This is a genomic window from Candidatus Binatia bacterium (genome assembly GCA_036493895.1).
GTDB lineage: Bacteria > Desulfobacterota > Binatia > UBA1149 > CAITLU01 > DATNBU01.
Window position 1 is genome coordinate 37,395 of sequence record DASXOZ010000056.1, and the last position, 17,416, is coordinate 54,810.

Sequence of the window (17,416 nt, forward strand, 5' to 3'; positions counted from 1 at the left end):
CAGGAAACGACGTTGCTGAGACTGTACGACTTTCACGACTCCGGAAACGGCTACAAGGTGCGGCTGCTGCTCGGGCAGCTCGGCATCGCGTACGACTACGTCGAGGTGGACATCCTGTCCGGCAAGTCGCGCACGCCCGAATTCCTCGCCAGGAACATCAACGGGCGCATTCCGGTGCTCGAGCTGGAGGACGGACGCCACCTGTCCGAGTCGAATGCGATCCTGTTCTACCTCGCCGACGCAACGCCGTTTCTTCCCGAGGAGCGCTGGGAGCGCTCCCAGGTGTTCCAGTGGCTCTTCTTCGAGCAGTACAGCCACGAGCCCAACATCGCCACGTCGCGGTTCTGGCTGAGGCACACCGAGTTCGATTCGCACCGGCGCCGTCGCTACGCCGAAAAGATCAAGGACGGGATCGCGGCGCTCAAGGTGATGGAGCAGCACCTTTCGAAGAACGACTATTTCGTCGCGGGCCGCTACACGATCGCCGACATCGCGCTGTACGCGTACACCCACGTCGCCGATGAGGGCGGCTTCGACCTGAGCCCTTTTCCCGCGATCCGCGCGTGGCTCGAGAGAGTGCGGTCCCAGCCCGGCCACAAGCCGATCACGGCGCTGTAACCCCCGCTTCCTTCGGCATTCCGCCTCGGCCAGACTCCATTCCGGGGTAGCGCAACGGATGGCCGATCCGGAGCCTCGAGGAGAACAAGGTGTCCGACCAGGAACTTCGCCGCACGCTGATGGAGCTTCGACGCGAGCTCGCCAAAGTCGGCGACGTCGATGCCGATATGGAGGAGATGCTCTCCGGTATTCGCGCGGACATCGACGTCGTCATGGACCGGGCAGCGGCACACACGCTGGCCGAGCGCCTGACCGAGCGCCTGAGTGACGCCGTCGAGCGCTTCGAAGCCACCCACCCTCGCCTCGCGACCGCGATGGGCGCCGTCATCGACCAGCTCGCCAACATCGGCGTCTGACCTCTATGCGGATATGTAATGGGGTCAGGCACTATACGTATAGTGCCTGACCCCATTACATATCCGCATTACGCCCGACAGGAGCCCGACCATGGCCAAGTTCCCAACCGAGATCGAGGAATCCGTGACGGTCGCCGCGCCGCTCGAGCGCGTCTACGCGTACCTGTGGGACGTCGTCGGCTCGTCGCGCTGCATCCCCGGCCTCGACCGCTGCGAAAACATCGGGCCCGACACGTACCGATTCATCTACAAGGAGCGTTCCACCGGCCCGGTCAGCATGACGGTGCGCTACACGGCGCGCTATCGCGGCAACGGCACCGACGACATCAGCTTCGAGGGAATCTCGGCCAGCCAGGACAACACCGACGTGCGCGGCCAGCTTCGCCTGAGCGGCCAGGGCGACCAGACGCGCATCCTTCTCAAGCAGCGCTTCGCGCCCGACACGCCGGTGCCGTGGCTGCTGCAGTCGCTGATCCGCTCCTTCGTCGAAGCCGAGGCCGCCGGCGCGGCGCGCGATTACCTCGCCAACCTGAGAAGGGCTCTGGGCGCCGCCGGCCGCACGGCCGATGCGTGACGCGGCTCGATGAAAGCCTTCGTCACGGGAGCGACCGGGCTTCTCGGCAATAACCTCGTCCGCGCGCTCGAAGCCGGTGGGCACGAAGTTCGCGCCCTGGCTCGAAATGCCGCCAAGGCCGAGCGCGTGCTCCACGGAACGGCGGCGCGCGTGATCGTCGGCGACATGAAAAACGTCGCCGGTTTCGCGCCCGGGCTGGCCGGCTGCGACGCCGTCTTCCACACGGCCGCGTACTTTCGCGAAGCGTTCGAGCCCGGCTCCGATCAGGGCGAGCTCGACCGCATCAACATCGGCGCGACGATGGAGCTGCTCGATGCCGCCGACTCCGCGTCGGTGCCGTGCTTCGTGCACGTGAGCAGCGGCGGGACTATCGGCCGCAAGAGCGACGGCAGCGCCGGCGACGAGGACACGCCTCCGCTGCCGGTCCAGCGCGACAATCCGTATTTCCGAAGCAAGCTGAAAGGCGACGCAGCGATCGCTGCGTGGCGAAGCACGAGCGCCATCCGCATCGTCGAGATTCTCCCCGGCTGGATCTGGGGACCGTGGGACGCGGCTCCGACCGGCGCCGGCAAGCTCATCGCCGAATTCCTCGACCGCAAGATCCCGGCGAACATCGGCGGCGGAACTTCGATCGTCGATGCGCGCGACGTCGCGCTCGCGATGATCGCGGCGGCCTCCCGCGCGCTGGAATCCCGCAACGGCGTCGCGGCGGCGCCCGGCCAGGCGCCGCACCTCGACAAATACATCGTCGGTGGCCGCTTCCTGCCGATGCGCGACATCATGAAGCAGCTCGAGGCCGCGACCGGCGTGGCCGGGCCCCGCTACGAGATCCCGCACTACGTGCTGCTCGCATACGCGTACGGCTGCGAAGCCTGGGGACGGCTTACCGGCGGCGCACCGCTGGTGACGCCGACGGCAGTGCGCACGATGCACGCCAACATCAAGCTCGATTCGTCGAAAGCCGAGCGCGAGCTCGGGGTCCGCTTCCGCGATACGGCCGAAACGTGCCGCGACAGCGTCCACTGGCAGCGCGAGAATGCCGGGAGCGGAAACCGCCGGACGCAGCGTCCGGTTTGAATTTCCGCACCGCCCGCCCCAAAAGCCCGCGATCATGCCGTACGCCGCACCGAAAGGGATCGCCGATTTCCTTCGCCACCACTACCGGCACTTCAACTCTGCCGCGCTCGTGGACGCATCGCGCGCCTACGTCGATTTCGTCGATGCCGGCAACCACATGCTGCTGACGATGGCCGGTGCGATGAGCACGGCCGAGCTCGGCATCTCGGTGGCCGAGATGATCCGCCGCGGCAAGGTCCACGCGATCACCTGCACCGGCGCCAACCTCGAGGAAGACCTGTTCAACCTCGTCGCCCACGACCATTACGTGCGCGTGCCGCACTACCGCGAGCTCGCGCCGCACGAAGAAGTCGAGCTGCTCGAGCGCCACCTCAACCGCGTCACCGACACCTGCATCCCCGAAGAAGAAGCGATCCGCCGCCTCGAAGGCGCCGTGCTGGACGAGTGGATGGCCGCCGACAAGCGCGGCGAGCGGCTTTTCCCCCACGAATTCTTCTATCGCCTGATCGACACGGGCGTTCTCGAGAAGCACTTCCAGATCGATCCTTCCGACAGCTGGCTGGTCGCGGCCTGCCAGAAGAAGCTGCCGATCTTCGTCCCGGGCTGGGAAGACTCGACGCTCGGCAACATCTTCGCGTCCCACTGCATCCGCGGGACCGTCAAAAACGTGCACACCGTGCGCAGCGGCATCGAGTACATGATGTCGCTGTCCGAGTGGTACCAGAAGACGACCACGGACAAGTCGATCGGCTTCTTCCAGATCGGCGGCGGCATCGCCGGCGACTTCCCGATCTGCGTCGTGCCGATGATGCGCCAGGACCTCCAGCTCGAGCACATCAAGCTGTGGGGGTACTTCTGCCAGATCAGCGACTCGACCACGAGCTACGGTTCCTATTCGGGCGCCGTTCCCAACGAGAAGATCACCTGGGAAAAGCTCGGCGTCGACACGCCGCGTTTCGTCATCGAGTCGGACGCGACCATCGTCGCGCCGCTCGTGTTCGCGTACGTGCTCGAAAGCTCGCGCGCCTGAAGGTCCGGCGGATCGGCCTTCGCGGCCGCTCTGGCCACAGTAAGCGGGAAGCGCTATTTCCCGGGGGTTGACGGCGTCCCGCCGCCGCCGGGCCGGAAAACCGGAACAACGGGAACCGAGGAGAACATTTCGATGGCCGATACCAGCATCAAGACCGGCAGCGAGGAAGAAAGCAGGCGCGTCGCCGAAGAGTCGCGCGAACAGGAGTGGGCGGGCCGCGCCTTCATTCGCGAGCTTTACCTCGGCCAGTTCCCGCTCGACATCGTGCACCCGTTCCCCACCGCGGGCGTGAGAAACGCCGAGTACGCCGACTGGCACGCCAGGCTCGAGACTTTCCTGCGCGACGAAGTCGATGCGGCCGAGATCGATCGCACCGGCGAATACCCCGACCACGTGGTCGACGGCCTGCGCAAGCTCGGGGCCTTCGGCATCAAGATCCCGAAGAAGTACGGCGGCCTCGGCTTCTCGATCAGCGAGTACTGCGATGCGATGGCGCTGCTCGGCAGCTACGACAGCAACCTGGTCGCACTCCTGTCGGCACACCAGTCGATCGGCGTGCCGCAGCCGCTCAAGGACTTCGGCACCGAGGAGCAGAAGCAGAAATACCTCACCCGCTGCGCCAAGGGCGCCATCTCGGCGTTCGCGCTGACCGAGCCCAACGTCGGCTCGGATCCGTCCGCGCTGGCGACCACCTGCGAGAAGGACGGCGACTTCTGGGTGATCAACGGCGAGAAGCTCTGGTGCACCAACGGCACCATCGCCGAGTTGCTGGTCGTGATGGCGCGCGATCCCAAGACCAAGAAGATCAGCGCCTTCATCGTCGAGGCCGACACGCCCGGCGTCAAGGTCGCGCACCGCTGCCGGTTCATGGGGCTCAAGGCGCTGGCCAACGGCATCATCTCGTTCCAGGACGTGCGCGTGCCGAAGGAAAACCTGATCGGAGGCGAGGGCCAGGGCCTGAAGATCGCGCTGACCACGCTCAATACCGGGCGTCTTTCGCTCCCGGCCGCGTGCGTGGGTTCGGCCAAGCGCTGCCTCGAGATCGTCAAGGGCTGGTCCGCGGCGCGCTCTCAGTGGGGACTTCCGATCTGGAAGCACGAGGCGATCTCCAACATGATCGCCGAGATCGCCGCCGACACGTTCGCGATGGAATCGATCGCGAAAATCACCGCGAACATGGCCGAGCGCGGCGGCTACGACATCCGCCTGGAAGCCGCTGCTGCCAAGGAATGGAACAGCGTCACCAACTGGAAGATCCTCGACACGACGCTGCAGATCCGCGGCGGTCGCGGCTACGAGAACGAGACGTCGCTGCGCGAGCGCGGCGAGACCGGGCTCGGCGTCGAGCGCATGATGCGCGACAACCGCATCAACCTGATCTTCGAAGGATCGAGCGAGGTCATGCACCTGTTCATGGCCCGCGAGGCCGTCGACAAGCACCTTCAGGTAGCGGGCGCGATGATCGACCCGAAGGCCACGATGTCCACCAAGTTGGCGGCGATCCCGGGAATGGCCGCGTTTTACGCCGCCTGGTACCCGCCGCTGTGGCTCAAGGGGCTGCAAACGCCGTTCCTGTTCGGCGACTGGGGCTCGCTTGCCGGACACATGCGCTTCGTCGAACGCAGCGCCCGCAAGCTGGCGCGCTCGAGCTTTCACGCGATGGCGCTGTACCAGGCCAAGATGGAAAGGAAGCAGGCCTTCCTGTTCCGCACGGTCGACGTCGTCATGGAGCTGTTCGCGATGTCGGTCGTGTGCGCCAGGGCCAGGCAGATGAAGGAGTCCGGCGATGCCAACGCCGCCGAGGCGCTGCGCCTGGCCGACCTCTTCTGCGGAATGTCGCGGCGCCGCGTGTCGGGCTCGTTCCGCACGCTGTGGCGCAACGACGATGCCGCTTCGGGCGCAGTGACGGCCCAGGTCATCTCGGGCGGCTACAACTGGCTCGCAAAGGACGGCGTGGTGGACCTTCACCTGCCGGACGATGCGTTCGAGCCGAAGTTCTTCAAGCAGCCGGCGTAAGCGGCTGCGCTCTTTCCGCAGCCTGCTGCAAGCCGGCGCGCATCAGCTTGCGGGCCCGCGTCGGCTCTCGGGCGCGCGTCGGCTCTCGGGCGCGCGTCAGTTCTCGGGCCCGCGTCGGCTCTCGGGCGCGCGTAGCTCTCGGGCGCGCGTCAGCTCTCGGGCGATGCCGCCTCGCAGTGCGGAATGCCGAAGTAGAGGGAAGCCGCACCTGCGCACACCGCCGAGACTGCGGCCGCGCCGCCTTCCGGCCTGGCGATGATGGGTGCTTTTCCAGGCATCGCCAGCACGCAGCCGTAGTCCCCGCTCTCGTTCGTCTGCAGCTTCTCGTCGACCGGCTTGCCGTCGACGACGAGAGTGATCGAGTCCGACTGCACCGACCTCAGCACAACGCCACGCGCTCCGAGACATTCGACCAGCTCGGAAGCGGCGGCGTTCATCTGGTCCACCAGCGCGGCGATCTTCTCGTCGGCGTTCGCCTGGGTCAGCGTAAACCCCGGCAGGAACAGCACGAGCGTGGGCCCGCGCACTTCGATGCCGGATGCCGCGGCGATCGAGAAGCCGCCGGCCGGCCGCGCCGCCGCCGCCGGCAGCGAGCGGGGGTGCGTCGAGCACGACGCCGCGGCAAGCGCAGCCAGGCTGGCCAGCGCGCAGATGCGCAGCAAGAGCATGGTGCGACTATGAGGCCCGCGCGTCAGCCTCTCAAGCGCGGGAGCAAATCCGCGTCACCGGCTGCTGCACCAACGGCGACGTTCAGGATGCGAAGGCACCACATATCCAGGAAACGACCGCCGACCCGAATGCGAATCTACGCGCCGGCGCACCTCTTCAGCTCGTCGATCGCCTCGACGAACGCCGTCGAGATCGAGCCGACCTCCTGCGCCAGCGACGGACACGTGACGACACCGATGTCGATGGCATCCTGGTAGCTGAACACCGTGACGTTGAGGGCGGCACCTTCGAGAATGGGCCCGAGCGGATAGACCGCGAGCACTCGCGCGCCGCCGGCGAAAAAAGGAAACGGCGGCCCGGGAACGTTCGAGATCACCAGGTTGTGCACCGGCGCATGGCGCTCTGCCATCTTCAGCGCCGAGTAAAGCTGCATCGCCTGCGCGAACAGCAGCGGCGGCAGCAGCTCCACCCATTCGCCCAGCAGGTTGGCGCCCATCGACGCCATGATTTTCTTGGCGGCTGCCGTGCTCGCGGCGATCTCGCGCACGACGCCGAGCGAATCCTCGATGTGCACCGGAAGCCCGATGAACATCGCCGACACGCGATTGAAGCTCGATGCTTCTTCTCCCGCGCGGCGCGCGGACACGGGCACCGAGGCCACCAGGGGCCGGTCGGGAAGTACGCCGGCCTCGTCGAGGCGGCGGCGCAGCGCAATCGTGCAGGCGGCGAGCACGACGTCGTTGACCGTCGCGCCGAAGGCCGTGCGCAGCAATTTGACGTCGGCCAGCGACGCGCGTGCGAACGACACGGCGCGGCGCGGCGTCAGCGCATGGCTGAACGGTGTCGCGGGCGCAGCCATCGGCAGCGTGATGTTTGCATCCGCCGACAACGAGACGATCGCTTCGGCCGCCGACACCAGGGTCTCGCGCACGACGGCGGCCGCGCGCGCCGGATCACCCACGCGAGCAGCGATCGACGCGGCGGCGAGCTGGAACAGCGACGGCGTCGCTTCGTCCTCGCCGTACCCTTCCGGATGAAGCTCCCGCGGCGGCGCCACCGGTTCCAGATCGTAGATCTCCCGCAGCATCTGCGCACCGGAGACGCCGTCGACGATGCAGTGGTGCACCTTGGCGAGGATCGCCATGCGCCCGCCTTCGAGTCCTTCGAGAAGACAGAACTGCCAGAGCGGTCGGTCGCGTCGCAGGGGCTCGCTTGCGTAGTGGCCGACGAATTCTTCGAACTGCTGCTGGCTGCCCGGCTCGGGCAGCGTGGCGCGGATGATGTGGCTGGCGAGCTCGACGCGTGCGTCGATCCACGCAGGATGGTCGAGGCCGAACGGGAATTGGACGAGACGGCGACGAAAGCCTGGAAGCGCGACCAGGCGCCGCACGAACTCGGCGCGCATCGCATCGAAATCGTAGCCGCCCGGAATCGTCGATGGATCGACGACGGTCACGCCGACCCCATGCATGTGCTGGGCCGGCGTTTCCATGTACAGGAAAGCGGCGTCCACGCCGGACAGTCGCTGCATCGCAGGCTCCTGCCGCGCGACTCCCCTCCGGCGGCGGCGCAACGCTACGCCCGGGGCGGGGCTTAGAGAAACGGGGCGGCTCTCGGCGGGAGGTGTTCCCATCCGGGGACCGAGCGTTGTATTGGAAGTGTGGATGGGGACAGGCACCAGGCGCTGCGGCGTCGGGGAAACATGCAGCGACGTCCCTGCGCCCGGTGCCAGTCCCCTGGCCTGTTCCCAAGTCAGTCGCCGCCAAGTCCGTCGCCGAAGGAGAACCCGCGATGCCGTACGCTGAAGGCCGCACGATTCACGACGCCGACTCCCACATCGTCGAAACTCCCGACTGGCTCGATCCTTTTCTTTCGCGCGAAGTGCGCGAGCGGATGCCGAAGCTCGGTCTTTCGGCCGTGCGACCCGGCGAGCACAAGCTGATCGAGGTCGCCAGGCGCAATCACGCAGATGCGGCCTACCGCGATCTTGACGAAGAGCAGATCATGCTGCGCAAGAACTGGAGCGCGACCGGCTCTTTCCTGAAGGAAGATCGACCGCGCGCGCTCGATCTTCTCGGCTTCGCGAGCCAGCTCGTCTTCAACACCTTCCTCAACAAGTACCTCGCGGCGCTCGAGCAGAGGGACGATCCTCGGCTCGCGTACGAAGTGGCCGCCGGCCACAACCGTGCGATGGTCGATTTCTGTTCGGCCGATCCGCGCCTGCTCGCAACCTGCTACGTTCCGCTCGCCGATTTCGAGATGTCGGCTCGCGCCGCAGCCGGTGCGATCGCGATGGGAGCGCGCGCGCTGCTCGTGCCGTCGCAGTGTCCGCGCACTCATTCGCCGAGCCACACCGGACTTTTTCCGGTGTGGGACCAGGCCGCCGAAGCCGGCATTCCGATTCTTTTCCACGTCGGCGGAGGCGGCGAGCTGCTGGCGCCGAAGTATTTCGACAACGGGCTCCCGCCGATTCCCGACTTCCACGGCGGCGACGAAAATTTCCGTTCCGTCGACTACATGGCCATTGCGGCGCCGCCCGCGCAGACGCTGGCGACGCTGATCTTCGACCGCGTGCTCGACCGCCATCCGCACCTGATGTGGGGCGTCATCGAGCAGGGCGCGTCCTGGGTGCCCGGCTGGATGCGCATGATGGATTCGGCCGTCGCGGCGTTCTCGAAGATGGAAGAGCGACTGCGCAGGCTCTCCGGCACCCCGAGCGAAATCGTCCGGCGCCAGGTTCGCGTCACGCCGTATCCGTCGGAAGACGTGGGCTGGATCATCGAGCAGGCAGGCGAGGAAGTGTGCCTGTTCTCCAGCGACTACCCGCACGTCGAAGGCGGGCGCAACCCGATACGCCGCTTCGAGAACACGATGCGGGGACTCGCCGCAGCGCCGGTCGAACGATTCTATCGAACGAATTTCGAGAGCCTGATGGGAAGCGCGCTGGCGCAGTGACCGTCGATGCCGGCCGCTCCGGGTGCGCGCTTGTGCGTGCGCGCCGTGCACTTGCGCGCACGCGCGGTCCTCGGCTCACGGCTCGACGACGATCTTCGCGTGCTTCTCGGGGTTTTTCAGGTCCTCGAATGCCTGCGGCACTCCCTCCAGTGCGATGCGCCCGGTGACCAGCGGCGCGACGTCGATGCGTCCTTCGGCGATGTGGCCGAGCGTGGCGGTGAACTCTTCGGGCGTGTAGGCGAGCACGAAGCGAAGCTGAAGCTCCTTGTTGATCGCGAGCACCGGCTCGATCTCGTCGCGCTCCATGCACACTCCGACGACGACGATGCGCGCCTTGCGCATCGCCTTCTCGAAGATCTGCGCGATGACGCCGGGCACGCCGACGCACTCGAAGACGACGCCGGGCCGAAGCTGGGGGCCGAGCCCGATCATCGTCATCGCGTCGTGGGGATCGACGCCGTGCGGATTGGCGAGGTCTTCCCACCGCTTCCACGGGGAATCGGCGGCGGGATCGATGACGACGTCGGCGCCCATCTTCGAAGCCAGCGCGCGGCGCGCCGGCGAAAAATCCGAAGCGATGATCGGCGATGCACCCGCGAGCTTCAGCGCCGCGATCACGGCAAGGCCGATCGGGCCGCATCCGATGACGAGCGGAACGTCGTCGGGCGTCATCACCGCCGCGGCCACGGCGTGAAGTCCCACGGCCATCGGCTCGGTCAGCGCGGCATGGTGCGGCGCCAGGCCGTTGGGCACCGGCAGCAGCAGCATCTCCTGCAGCAGCATCCGCTCGCCGAATCCGCCGGGGAAGTCGTTCGAGTAGCCGACCGTCGACAGTCCGGAGGCGCCGAGAGTGACCGGCATCGCGCAGACCGTCTGGCCTGCGGGATAAGGTTTGGAAGAGCCTGCCGCGAACTCGAGAATCTCGGCGCAGAACTCGTGACCCATCACGATGTCGCGCGCCGGATCGACGCGGAACGGGGAGCCCGAACGGCTGGCGCTCTCGACCATGCGGTCCAGGTGCGACAGCGCATGAAGGTCCGAGCCGCAGATCCCGCAGGCCAGCGTCCGCACGAGCGCAGTACCGGGGGAAGGAACCGGATCCGGAACATCGCCCAGAACCAGGCGCGAGCTGCGGCGAACGACGGCCTTCACGATGAACCGCTGGATACGCGGAGATGGGGACCGGCACCAGCCCGTTGGTGCCTGACCCCATTCCTCTGGTGCCTGACCCCATTACACCCATGACATTGGCGCTTGCCGGGTCGGGGATGCGGCGGCGGGTTCCCCGTGCTAAGGAGACCCACGCACAACGCAGTAAGCGTCGAGCGCTCTTAGCGCGTCGCTAATGCGTCGGACCTCCTCTGCTAATCCTTGGGGAATGACGCATTGCGCCGTTGCACGCGGACGCAGTTCGCGGAACCATGGGCGTTCCACCCAAGGGGCGCACCGGCGGGTGGAAGGAAACGGACCAGCGTTTCCGATGCGGCGGCAGAGGCGGTGGTCTGGTGCAGGGTCGCCGGCCAGGGAGGTGAAAAGAGTGGACGTATTCCAGAAGTGCAGCGAGTACACCCGGGCGAAGTCGCTCCGGGACGAGGGCGTCTACCACTACTTCCGCCAGATCGGCTCCCAGCAGGATCCCGTCGTCATGATCGACGGCAAGGAATTGATCATGCTGGGGTCGAACAACTACCTCGGCCTGGCCAGCCACCCCGAAGTGAAAGCCGCCGCCATCGCGGCGATCGAGAAATTCGGAACCGGCTGCGCCGGCTCCCCGCTCCTTAACGGCTCCCTTACGATCCACGGCGAGCTCGAAGGGCGCCTTGCCGATTTCATGCGCTGCGAGGCGGCGCTGATCTTCACGACCGGCTTCCAGGTCAACCTCGGCGTGCTCTCGTGCCTGCTCGGCCGCCACGATTACGTCTTCCTCGACGACCTCGACCATGCCTGCATCATCGACGGCGCGCGCCTCGGCATGGGCAAGCAGGTCAAGTTCCGCCACAACGACTGGAAGAACCTCGAGGAGAAAATCCTGCTGACGCCGGCCGACCGCGGCCGCCTCATCGTCATCGACGGCGTCTACTCGATGGAAGGCGACCTGGCGCCGATGACCGAGATCGTCGCGGTCAAGCGCCGCCACAACGCTCGCCTCATGGTCGACGACGCGCACGGCATCGGCGTGATGGGCAAGCACGGGCGCGGCACCGCCGAGCACTTCGGCGTCGAGGACGACGTCGATCTCGTGATGGGAACGTTCTCGAAGTCGCTGGCCTGCGTCGGCGGTTTCGTCGCCGGCGACCGCTACGTCATCGACTACATCCGTCACAACGCGCGCTCGCAGATCTTTGCCGCCTCGATGCCGCCGGCCAGCGTGGCCGCGGTGATGAAGGCGCTGGAAATCGTCATCCGCGAGCCCGAGCGCCGCGAAAGGCTGTGGGAAAACACCCACTACATGAAAGCCGCGCTCGATGATCTCGGGTTCGACACCGGGGAAGCGGCTTCGCCGGTGATCCCGATGGTCGTCGGCGACGATTTCACGGCTTACCGCATGGTGGCCGACCTTCACGACGAAGGCGTCTTCGCCAACCCGGTCGTGTCGCCGGCAGTGGCCGAAGGTCGCGCGATGATCCGCACGTCGTACATGGCCACGCACAAGCGCGAGCACCTGGACCGCGCGCTGGTCGCGCTGGAGAAAGTCGGGCGCCGCCACGGCGTGCTTCGTTCCCGGGCCAAGCGGACGGCGTGAAGGACGAGATCGAGCAACCGACCCTTCTCTGCACGCCTTCCGGATCCCTTAGCCCCGACGCCGTCGGCTGGAGCCGAAGGCCTCTGCATCGCTGCAACCTGTCGCGCCACTTCCTTCGCAAGAAGCGGTGGAACTACTGGGCGATCCAGACCGAACAGTTCTTCTTCTGCTGCGGGCTTGCGCACCTCGACTATGCGGCCAACGCGTTCGTCTATCTCGTCGACGTCCGGCGCAAGCTCGTCATCGAAAAAAGCTTCACGCGCCTGTTCGGGCGCGGCTGCAAACTCGGCGAAAGCGTCGACTCGCCGGCATTTTTCCGGACCCGCAGAATGACGTTCTCGGAATCGCACGACGAGCCGGGCGCGACCTCCTTGCTGGTCACGTGCGACCGCTTCGACGGCGCCGACCGCCTGTCGGCGGCCGTTCGCGTGATCTATCCCGAGGACTTCGAAACTCTCGGCGTCGTCGTGCCGATGGACCACAAGCACTTCCAGTACACGTCCAAGCACGTCGCCGTGCCCGTGGCCGCGCGCGTGCGCATCGGGCGCAGGGAAATTCCCTTCGAAGGCGTCGAGGCTTTCGCGTGCCTGGATTTCGGCCGCGGCGTCTGGCCGCGCCGCACGCGCTGGAACTGGGGCGCCGCCTCCGGCTACGTCGACGATGCCAACGTCGGCATCAATCTCGGCGGATCATGGACTGACGGCACCGGTGCCACCGAGAACGCAATTTCCATCGACGGGCGCCTCGTCAAGATCCACGAGGACCTCGAGTGGCGCTACGACAACGTCAACTTCCTCGCGCCGTGGCGCGTGCGCGCGCCTCTCAGCGGCGACGTCGACCTGCTCTTCGAGCCGATCGTCGAGCGAAGGGCCGCAACCGACGTCCTTGTCGTGCGCTCGCGCGTCCACCAGGTCTTCGGCATCTGGTCGGGCACGGTGCGCGACGAAAACGGCAGGACGATCGAGATTCCCTACCTGTTCGGCTGGGCAGAAGAGCACGTCGCAGTCTGGTAGGCGCCGCAGCGGGCAAACTGGACCTGGCGCCCGCCCACCTGCGTCCGGGCGACGCGCCGGCATCGCGACCGCAGGCATTCCAGCAATGGAATATCCGAACGTCGCGATGATGCTTTCGCATTGCCGGGGGCGCTTCACGCCTTCATGCTCGCGACCATGTCGCCGCAACTCGAACGCGACCCGACTTCGCCCATCCACGCGAACGGGAAGGCTCGCCACCGGCATGCGCCCGGCAATCCATTGCTGTTGCACACCCATAGGTGTACAAAGTCGTGAAGCGTCGCGTCCTGGAGAAGCGCCTGCGAAACCTCGGCTGGAGGCTGCTCCGGCACGGCAGCAGGCACGACGTGTGGACGGATGGCCAGCGGGAAGAAGCTGTGCCGCGCCACGTGGAGATCCATGAGGCGCTGGCCCACGCGATCCTTCGCCGCGCGACGCCAAGGAGCTGAAGTGCGATTCCAGGGAACGATACGCAGGGACGGGCGCTGGTGGCTTGTCGAGGTACCCGTCTTCGATGCCATGACCCAGGGACGCAGCCGCCGCGAAGCGCTGACGATGATCGAGGACTGGTTCGTGACACTGATCGATCGAGAGGGCTTCTCGGTGCAGGTGCACGAGGTGGGCAAGCGCGACGTGGAGATCGGTTCGAGCGATGCCGGGGCGATGATCAGCCTGCTGCTGCGCCGCCAGCGTCACAGGAGCGGCCTGACGCTGGCCCAGGCCGCCAAACGACTGAAAGCCCGGTCGCGCAACGCCTATGCCCGCTACGAACAGGGCATCTCGGTGCCGACGATCGAAAAACTCGACGAGCTCCTGCGAGCGGTCGCGCCCGACCACGAGCTCGTCGTCCGGCAGCGCACCGCCGCGTGAGTTTTCGGCGGCCGTCGATTGGCCGGGACGAAGGCAACGACCCCGCTAACATGTAGGATTTCGCGCATCTGCACGTTTCGAATGTGGCCCAGTCTACCAATGGAGATGTCAGTCCGAAGTGTGACGCGGACGGTATGAATGTAGCCGCTCTGCCTATCTGAGTTCTCGACCCCGCCCGTGGTGGCCCGAAATCGCCGCTACTCCCTGCTCGATGAGCTGGCGGAGCCTTACGACCCGGTTCAGACCGCCGGTAATGGCTCGGTTCCATCGTGATCGGGACGGCGCTCTGGCGCTGCTCGTGCTGGCGCGGATGCATTGATGGCTGCCGCCGGGTGCGTCGAGCTTGCGGTCGGCCGGCGTGCTCGAGTTGCTGCGCCGCGGCGCATCGAGGTTCGTGCGTGTTCGCGAGGGCAGCAGCACCGATCGGCAGCATGCCCGTCGATACCTCCGGCATGGCAAGCAGGCCGATGCGACGAGGAATTGGTCTACCGCGTGTTCGCCGCGGAACTGGACGGCTTTCTCGCCGAGGCGGAGGCTCGCGGCCACCCGCTACCGTCCTTCGTCGAATCGACATTCATCGCGCGCCTCGGCAACGCCATGCTCGCGGCCGGCGCCGTTGATGCGGCTTCGTCGCGTTGCGCGACGCTCGCGGGATTCTCGCTTCATGCCGGCCTTGCGATTGCTGCAATCGACCGTCCAGGGCTGGAGAGAATTTGCCGTTACATGGGACGACCGCCGTTGGCGTCGGAGCGTCTCGAGCGATTGAGCGACGGTCGCATCCTCGATCGGCTGCGACACCGATGGCGAGACGGAACATCGGCGCTGGTGTTCGAGCCTGGCGAATTTCTCGCGCGACTTGCGGCGCAGGTTCCGCCGCCGCGGGTGCACCAGGTCAGGTACCACGGCCTGCTCGCACCATGCGCCGCGTGGCGGCGTTTCGTGGTCCCGGCGGCTGGCACGGAAGAGAACGCAGAGCGATCCGCGTGTTCGCACGACGATCCGCAAGGCAGTCGTGCGCGGCGCATCGTGTGGAGCGAGCTGCTCCGCTGCGTGTTCGCGGTGCATGCGCTCCGCTGTGAACGATGCGGGTCGAAGACGCGGGTGATGGCGGCGGTGCGCTCGCCCGCGGTGGTCGCGGCGTTTCTGTCGTGCATCGGCAAGGAGGGGCGTTCGCCGCCGCAGGCCTGGCAGGGCGGGTCGGCTGCGTAGTCTCCGCAGTCCCCGCTTGAACGACGAAGATTCGACGGTTTCGAGTCGGCGTCGGTTGAGCTTCGACCGCCGCGGGGGACGGGTCTGGCCGCGATCCCGTCGGAGGTGTCAGCAAACCTTGTTTTGGGCTGGCAAGTAGGGCTCGGTCCGAGCGGCCGAAGCCCCGGCGCGCGGTCAAGTTGTCAGAAAGACTCTTATCGGACGTCGATTCGCGGGCGAGGCACGGGGTGGATCTCGGAATTGGCCACTTGAATCTCCTATCCTCTTTCGCCCGACTGTTCAGTCGAATAAGATTTCGCGCACTACGGGGCATCGCACGCGGAGCCTCACGCGCGCACTCCACCAATCATCGCCGCGGTGTCGGCATCATCGCGACTGCCTGGTTCGCCAGCATGCGCGTAATCATCGCGTCCTTCTCGACCCAGAGCGCCGCGATCCAGGCCTGGACGCGTGCGCGGTAGGCCGGGTCGTTTTCGTAGTCGCCGCCCAGCAGGTCTTGCGGGATGGCCAGCTCGCGCACGAAAACGCGGACGACGCGCAGGCGCCCGGACAGGATGTCGAGGAAGGTCGGACGACCACCGGGGTATACGATGGTCACGTCGATGACTTTCCGCAGGATGTCACCCATCGCGTTGAGCACGAATGCGATGCCGCCGGCCTTCGGCTTGAGCAGGTGGGCGTACGGCGATTCCTGCTGGGCGCGCTTCGCCTCGGTGAAGCGCGTGCCCTCGACGAAATTCATCACCGACACCGCCACGTGGCGGAATCGCTCGCAGGCTCGCCGAGTGGTGTTCAGATCGGTGCCCTTCAGTTCGGGGCGTCTTTCGAGCAGTTCCTTCGAGTGCCTTTGCATGAACGGAAAATCGAGGGCCCACCACGCCAGGCCAAGTATCGGCACCCAGATGAGTTCCTTCTTCAGGAAGAATTTCAGGAACGGCAGACGTTTGTTGAAGATCTTCTGCAACACCGGAATGTCCACCCAGCTCTGGTGGTTGCTGAGGACGAGGTAGTGGCCGTCGTAACGGAGGTTCTGAATCCCCTCTACCTGCCACTCGATCTTCGTGAACAACCGGAAGGTGAAACCGTTGACGCCGATCCAGCTCTCGGCAATCAGGATCAGCGCGCGGGACAGGAAGGTGCGGACGGCTGGCACTGGCACCAGGAATTTCACCATCGCGAGCGTGAAGAGCGGCACACAATGGAGCGTGGTGTTGGCCACGATCACGAACAATCCGAGCACGATTTTCACGAAGGCGGGAAGGAAATGGAGCATCGTGGATTCCCGTCAGTTGTCTCCGTGGAAGGAGTTCTCCAGGTCGATGAACTCGCGCTCGTCCGCCGCATTCACCGCTGCGACGCTTGCGTTGTGTAGTGGAAGTACCAGGTCGTATCGTCGGCGGCAGCCTTCTTCGCGTCGAAGCCATACTTTTCGGCCAGGGCCTCGCCCACGCGCTTCTTGAGCGCCGGATCCGTCACGCGCTCGAGAAGCCTCCCATAGACCTGACCGTTCGTTCGCAGGCGAACGCGCGGGTCTTCGAGAACCACTTTGGGCCAGCGTCGCCATGCGCCGAAAGCCGACGGCGAGTAGAGTTCGCCGTCCACGACGACGCCCCAGATGTGGAGCGACCACGGCCGCGAGGGGCGAATCTCCAGCTCGAGTTCCTTCCCGATCTTCGACCAGTCCGGGTTCTCCGTCGAATTCACTGGGCCTGACAGCGCGCCGCCAGGGATCGGCCCCAGCGGGCCGTCGAACAGATAGCCACCGAAGGTATCGAGAAGCAGCACTGTCAGGACGATCGCGCCGACGACAGCCCCGAACCACTTCAAAAATCCCATGAGACTCGTCTACTCGGTACGGATGTCCGAGGACAACGTGCGGGACCCCGTACGGTGTCAAAGCTCGGCCGAAACCTACGCAGCCTTCCAATACCGGAATTTCGGACGCTACCGATCTCTTCGCCGAAGCCGAAGCCAGAGGATCGGGCATGAAACAGATCACAGGGCGCGGACGAAGGACCGGAACTCTGGCCGTACGGCTTCCTTCAGCGCGGCTCGACGGCCACAATCGCGGTCAAGAGGATCTTCGGAAACTACCCCTCATCCTTGGTTTCCAGTTCGTCGGCCGAGCCGGCATCGTGGCTTCGCGGGCACTCGGGTCTTGATGCCACGCATCCCGTCGTGCCTGGGGGTTGCCCCACGAGAACGGAAGGGGATACATTTCGCGGCGATGACGACCGCTCTTCAGAAGGCGTTCGAAGTAGCGTCGAGACTTCCCTGATGGAACGT

At 66.0% G+C, this 17,416-nt stretch carries 17 protein-coding genes; 11 read left to right on the forward strand and 6 right to left on the reverse strand.

Translation table 11 applies throughout. The features are described from left to right. Positions 1-12: 12 nt before the first annotated feature. The 6 genes from VGK20_13925 (at position 13) to VGK20_13950 (ending at position 5,671) form a co-directional block, all read left to right on the forward strand. The gene (locus VGK20_13925; GenBank protein HEY2775140.1) at positions 13-618 is read left to right on the forward strand and encodes a glutathione S-transferase family protein; all 606 of its coding nucleotides are present in this window, start codon (positions 13-15) and stop codon (positions 616-618) included. An 89-nt stretch (positions 619-707) separates the two neighbouring features. Further along, a complete protein-coding gene (locus VGK20_13930) occupies positions 708-974 on the forward strand; it encodes a DUF4404 family protein (protein HEY2775141.1) in 267 nt (88 codons plus the stop codon). Between the two features lie 91 nt (positions 975-1,065). Then, positions 1,066-1,548, forward strand: a complete 483-nt coding sequence (locus VGK20_13935) for an SRPBCC family protein (protein ID HEY2775142.1) — start codon at positions 1,066-1,068, stop codon at positions 1,546-1,548. Between the two features lie 9 nt (positions 1,549-1,557). Then, positions 1,558-2,625, forward strand: coding sequence for an NAD-dependent epimerase/dehydratase family protein (locus VGK20_13940; protein ID HEY2775143.1), 1,068 nt, complete (start codon positions 1,558-1,560; stop codon positions 2,623-2,625). A gap of 34 nt (positions 2,626-2,659) precedes the next feature. Next, complete coding sequence (locus VGK20_13945; GenBank protein HEY2775144.1) at positions 2,660-3,655, forward strand: deoxyhypusine synthase family protein; 996 nt, start codon at positions 2,660-2,662, stop codon at positions 3,653-3,655. Between the two features lie 132 nt (positions 3,656-3,787). Next, positions 3,788-5,671: an acyl-CoA dehydrogenase family protein gene (locus VGK20_13950; GenBank protein HEY2775145.1), complete on the forward strand. Its 1,884-nt coding sequence runs from the start codon at positions 3,788-3,790 to the stop codon at positions 5,669-5,671. A 149-nt stretch (positions 5,672-5,820) separates the two neighbouring features. On the opposite strand, the gene VGK20_13955 is transcribed toward VGK20_13950, so the two are convergent. Together VGK20_13955 and VGK20_13960 are read right to left on the reverse strand one after the other, a co-directional pair. Continuing rightward, the gene (locus tag VGK20_13955; protein ID HEY2775146.1) at positions 5,821-6,339 is read right to left on the reverse strand and encodes a hypothetical protein; all 519 of its coding nucleotides are present in this window, start codon (positions 6,337-6,339) and stop codon (positions 5,821-5,823) included. Positions 6,340-6,476: 137 nt separating this feature from the next. After that, a complete protein-coding gene (locus tag VGK20_13960; protein ID HEY2775147.1) occupies positions 6,477-7,871 on the reverse strand; it encodes a wax ester/triacylglycerol synthase family O-acyltransferase in 1,395 nt (464 codons plus the stop codon). A 260-nt stretch (positions 7,872-8,131) separates the two neighbouring features. Here VGK20_13960 and VGK20_13965 point away from each other — a divergent pair, with 260 nt between their 5' ends. Continuing rightward, the gene (locus VGK20_13965; GenBank protein ID HEY2775148.1) at positions 8,132-9,295 is read left to right on the forward strand and encodes an amidohydrolase family protein; all 1,164 of its coding nucleotides are present in this window, start codon (positions 8,132-8,134) and stop codon (positions 9,293-9,295) included. A 75-nt stretch (positions 9,296-9,370) separates the two neighbouring features. On the opposite strand, the gene VGK20_13970 is transcribed toward VGK20_13965, so the two are convergent. Beyond that, positions 9,371-10,447 (reverse strand): zinc-binding dehydrogenase, encoded by a 1,077-nt coding sequence (locus VGK20_13970; protein HEY2775149.1) that lies wholly within the window; start codon positions 10,445-10,447, stop codon positions 9,371-9,373. A gap of 385 nt (positions 10,448-10,832) precedes the next feature. Between VGK20_13970 and VGK20_13975 the strand changes: the two genes are divergently transcribed. The 4 genes from VGK20_13975 to VGK20_13990 all read left to right on the forward strand — a co-directional run bounded on the left by VGK20_13975 (position 10,833) and on the right by VGK20_13990 (position 13,921). Further along, positions 10,833-12,038, forward strand: a complete 1,206-nt coding sequence (locus VGK20_13975; GenBank protein HEY2775150.1) for a pyridoxal phosphate-dependent aminotransferase family protein — start codon at positions 10,833-10,835, stop codon at positions 12,036-12,038. Continuing rightward, the gene (locus tag VGK20_13980; protein ID HEY2775151.1) at positions 12,035-13,051 is read left to right on the forward strand and encodes a DUF2804 domain-containing protein; all 1,017 of its coding nucleotides are present in this window, start codon (positions 12,035-12,037) and stop codon (positions 13,049-13,051) included. Before VGK20_13975 ends, VGK20_13980 begins: the two co-directional genes overlap by 4 nt. Before the next feature lie 272 nt (positions 13,052-13,323). Further along, a complete protein-coding gene (locus tag VGK20_13985) occupies positions 13,324-13,500 on the forward strand; it encodes a toxin-antitoxin system, toxin component, HicA family protein (GenBank protein HEY2775152.1) in 177 nt (58 codons plus the stop codon). Between the two features lie 106 nt (positions 13,501-13,606). Continuing rightward, on the forward strand, positions 13,607-13,921 hold the full coding sequence (locus VGK20_13990; GenBank protein HEY2775153.1) for a helix-turn-helix transcriptional regulator: 315 nt from the start codon (positions 13,607-13,609) through the stop codon (positions 13,919-13,921). A gap of 549 nt (positions 13,922-14,470) precedes the next feature. Here VGK20_13990 and VGK20_13995 read toward each other — a convergent pair. The 3 genes from VGK20_13995 to VGK20_14005 all read right to left on the reverse strand — a co-directional run bounded on the left by VGK20_13995 (position 14,471) and on the right by VGK20_14005 (position 16,966). After that, on the reverse strand, positions 14,471-14,986 hold the full coding sequence (locus VGK20_13995; protein ID HEY2775154.1) for a hypothetical protein: 516 nt from the start codon (positions 14,984-14,986) through the stop codon (positions 14,471-14,473). A gap of 490 nt (positions 14,987-15,476) precedes the next feature. Beyond that, positions 15,477-16,403 (reverse strand): acyltransferase, encoded by a 927-nt coding sequence (locus VGK20_14000; protein HEY2775155.1) that lies wholly within the window; start codon positions 16,401-16,403, stop codon positions 15,477-15,479. Positions 16,404-16,474: 71 nt separating this feature from the next. Then, a complete protein-coding gene (locus VGK20_14005; protein HEY2775156.1) occupies positions 16,475-16,966 on the reverse strand; it encodes a DUF2255 family protein in 492 nt (163 codons plus the stop codon). Between the last annotated feature and the right edge of the window lie 450 nt (positions 16,967-17,416).

Coding starts and splice junctions, on each gene's coding strand:
- VGK20_13935 (HEY2775142.1), top strand. CDS start 1,066: ATGGCCAAGTTCCCAACCGAGATCGAGGAATCCGTGACGGTCGCCGCG.
- VGK20_13990 (HEY2775153.1), top strand. CDS start 13,607: ATGATCGAGGACTGGTTCGTGACACTGATCGATCGAGAGGGCTTCTCG.
- VGK20_13940 (HEY2775143.1), top strand. CDS start 1,558: ATGAAAGCCTTCGTCACGGGAGCGACCGGGCTTCTCGGCAATAACCTC.
- VGK20_14000 (HEY2775155.1), bottom strand. CDS start 16,403: ATGCTCCATTTCCTTCCCGCCTTCGTGAAAATCGTGCTCGGATTGTTC.
- VGK20_13950 (HEY2775145.1), top strand. CDS start 3,788: ATGGCCGATACCAGCATCAAGACCGGCAGCGAGGAAGAAAGCAGGCGC.
- VGK20_13965 (HEY2775148.1), top strand. CDS start 8,132: ATGCCGTACGCTGAAGGCCGCACGATTCACGACGCCGACTCCCACATC.
- VGK20_13945 (HEY2775144.1), top strand. CDS start 2,660: ATGCCGTACGCCGCACCGAAAGGGATCGCCGATTTCCTTCGCCACCAC.
- VGK20_14005 (HEY2775156.1), bottom strand. CDS start 16,966: ATGGGATTTTTGAAGTGGTTCGGGGCTGTCGTCGGCGCGATCGTCCTG.
- VGK20_13960 (HEY2775147.1), bottom strand. CDS start 7,871: ATGCAGCGACTGTCCGGCGTGGACGCCGCTTTCCTGTACATGGAAACG.
- VGK20_13955 (HEY2775146.1), bottom strand. CDS start 6,339: ATGCTCTTGCTGCGCATCTGCGCGCTGGCCAGCCTGGCTGCGCTTGCC.
- VGK20_13995 (HEY2775154.1), bottom strand. CDS start 14,986: ATGCACCGCGAACACGCAGCGGAGCAGCTCGCTCCACACGATGCGCCG.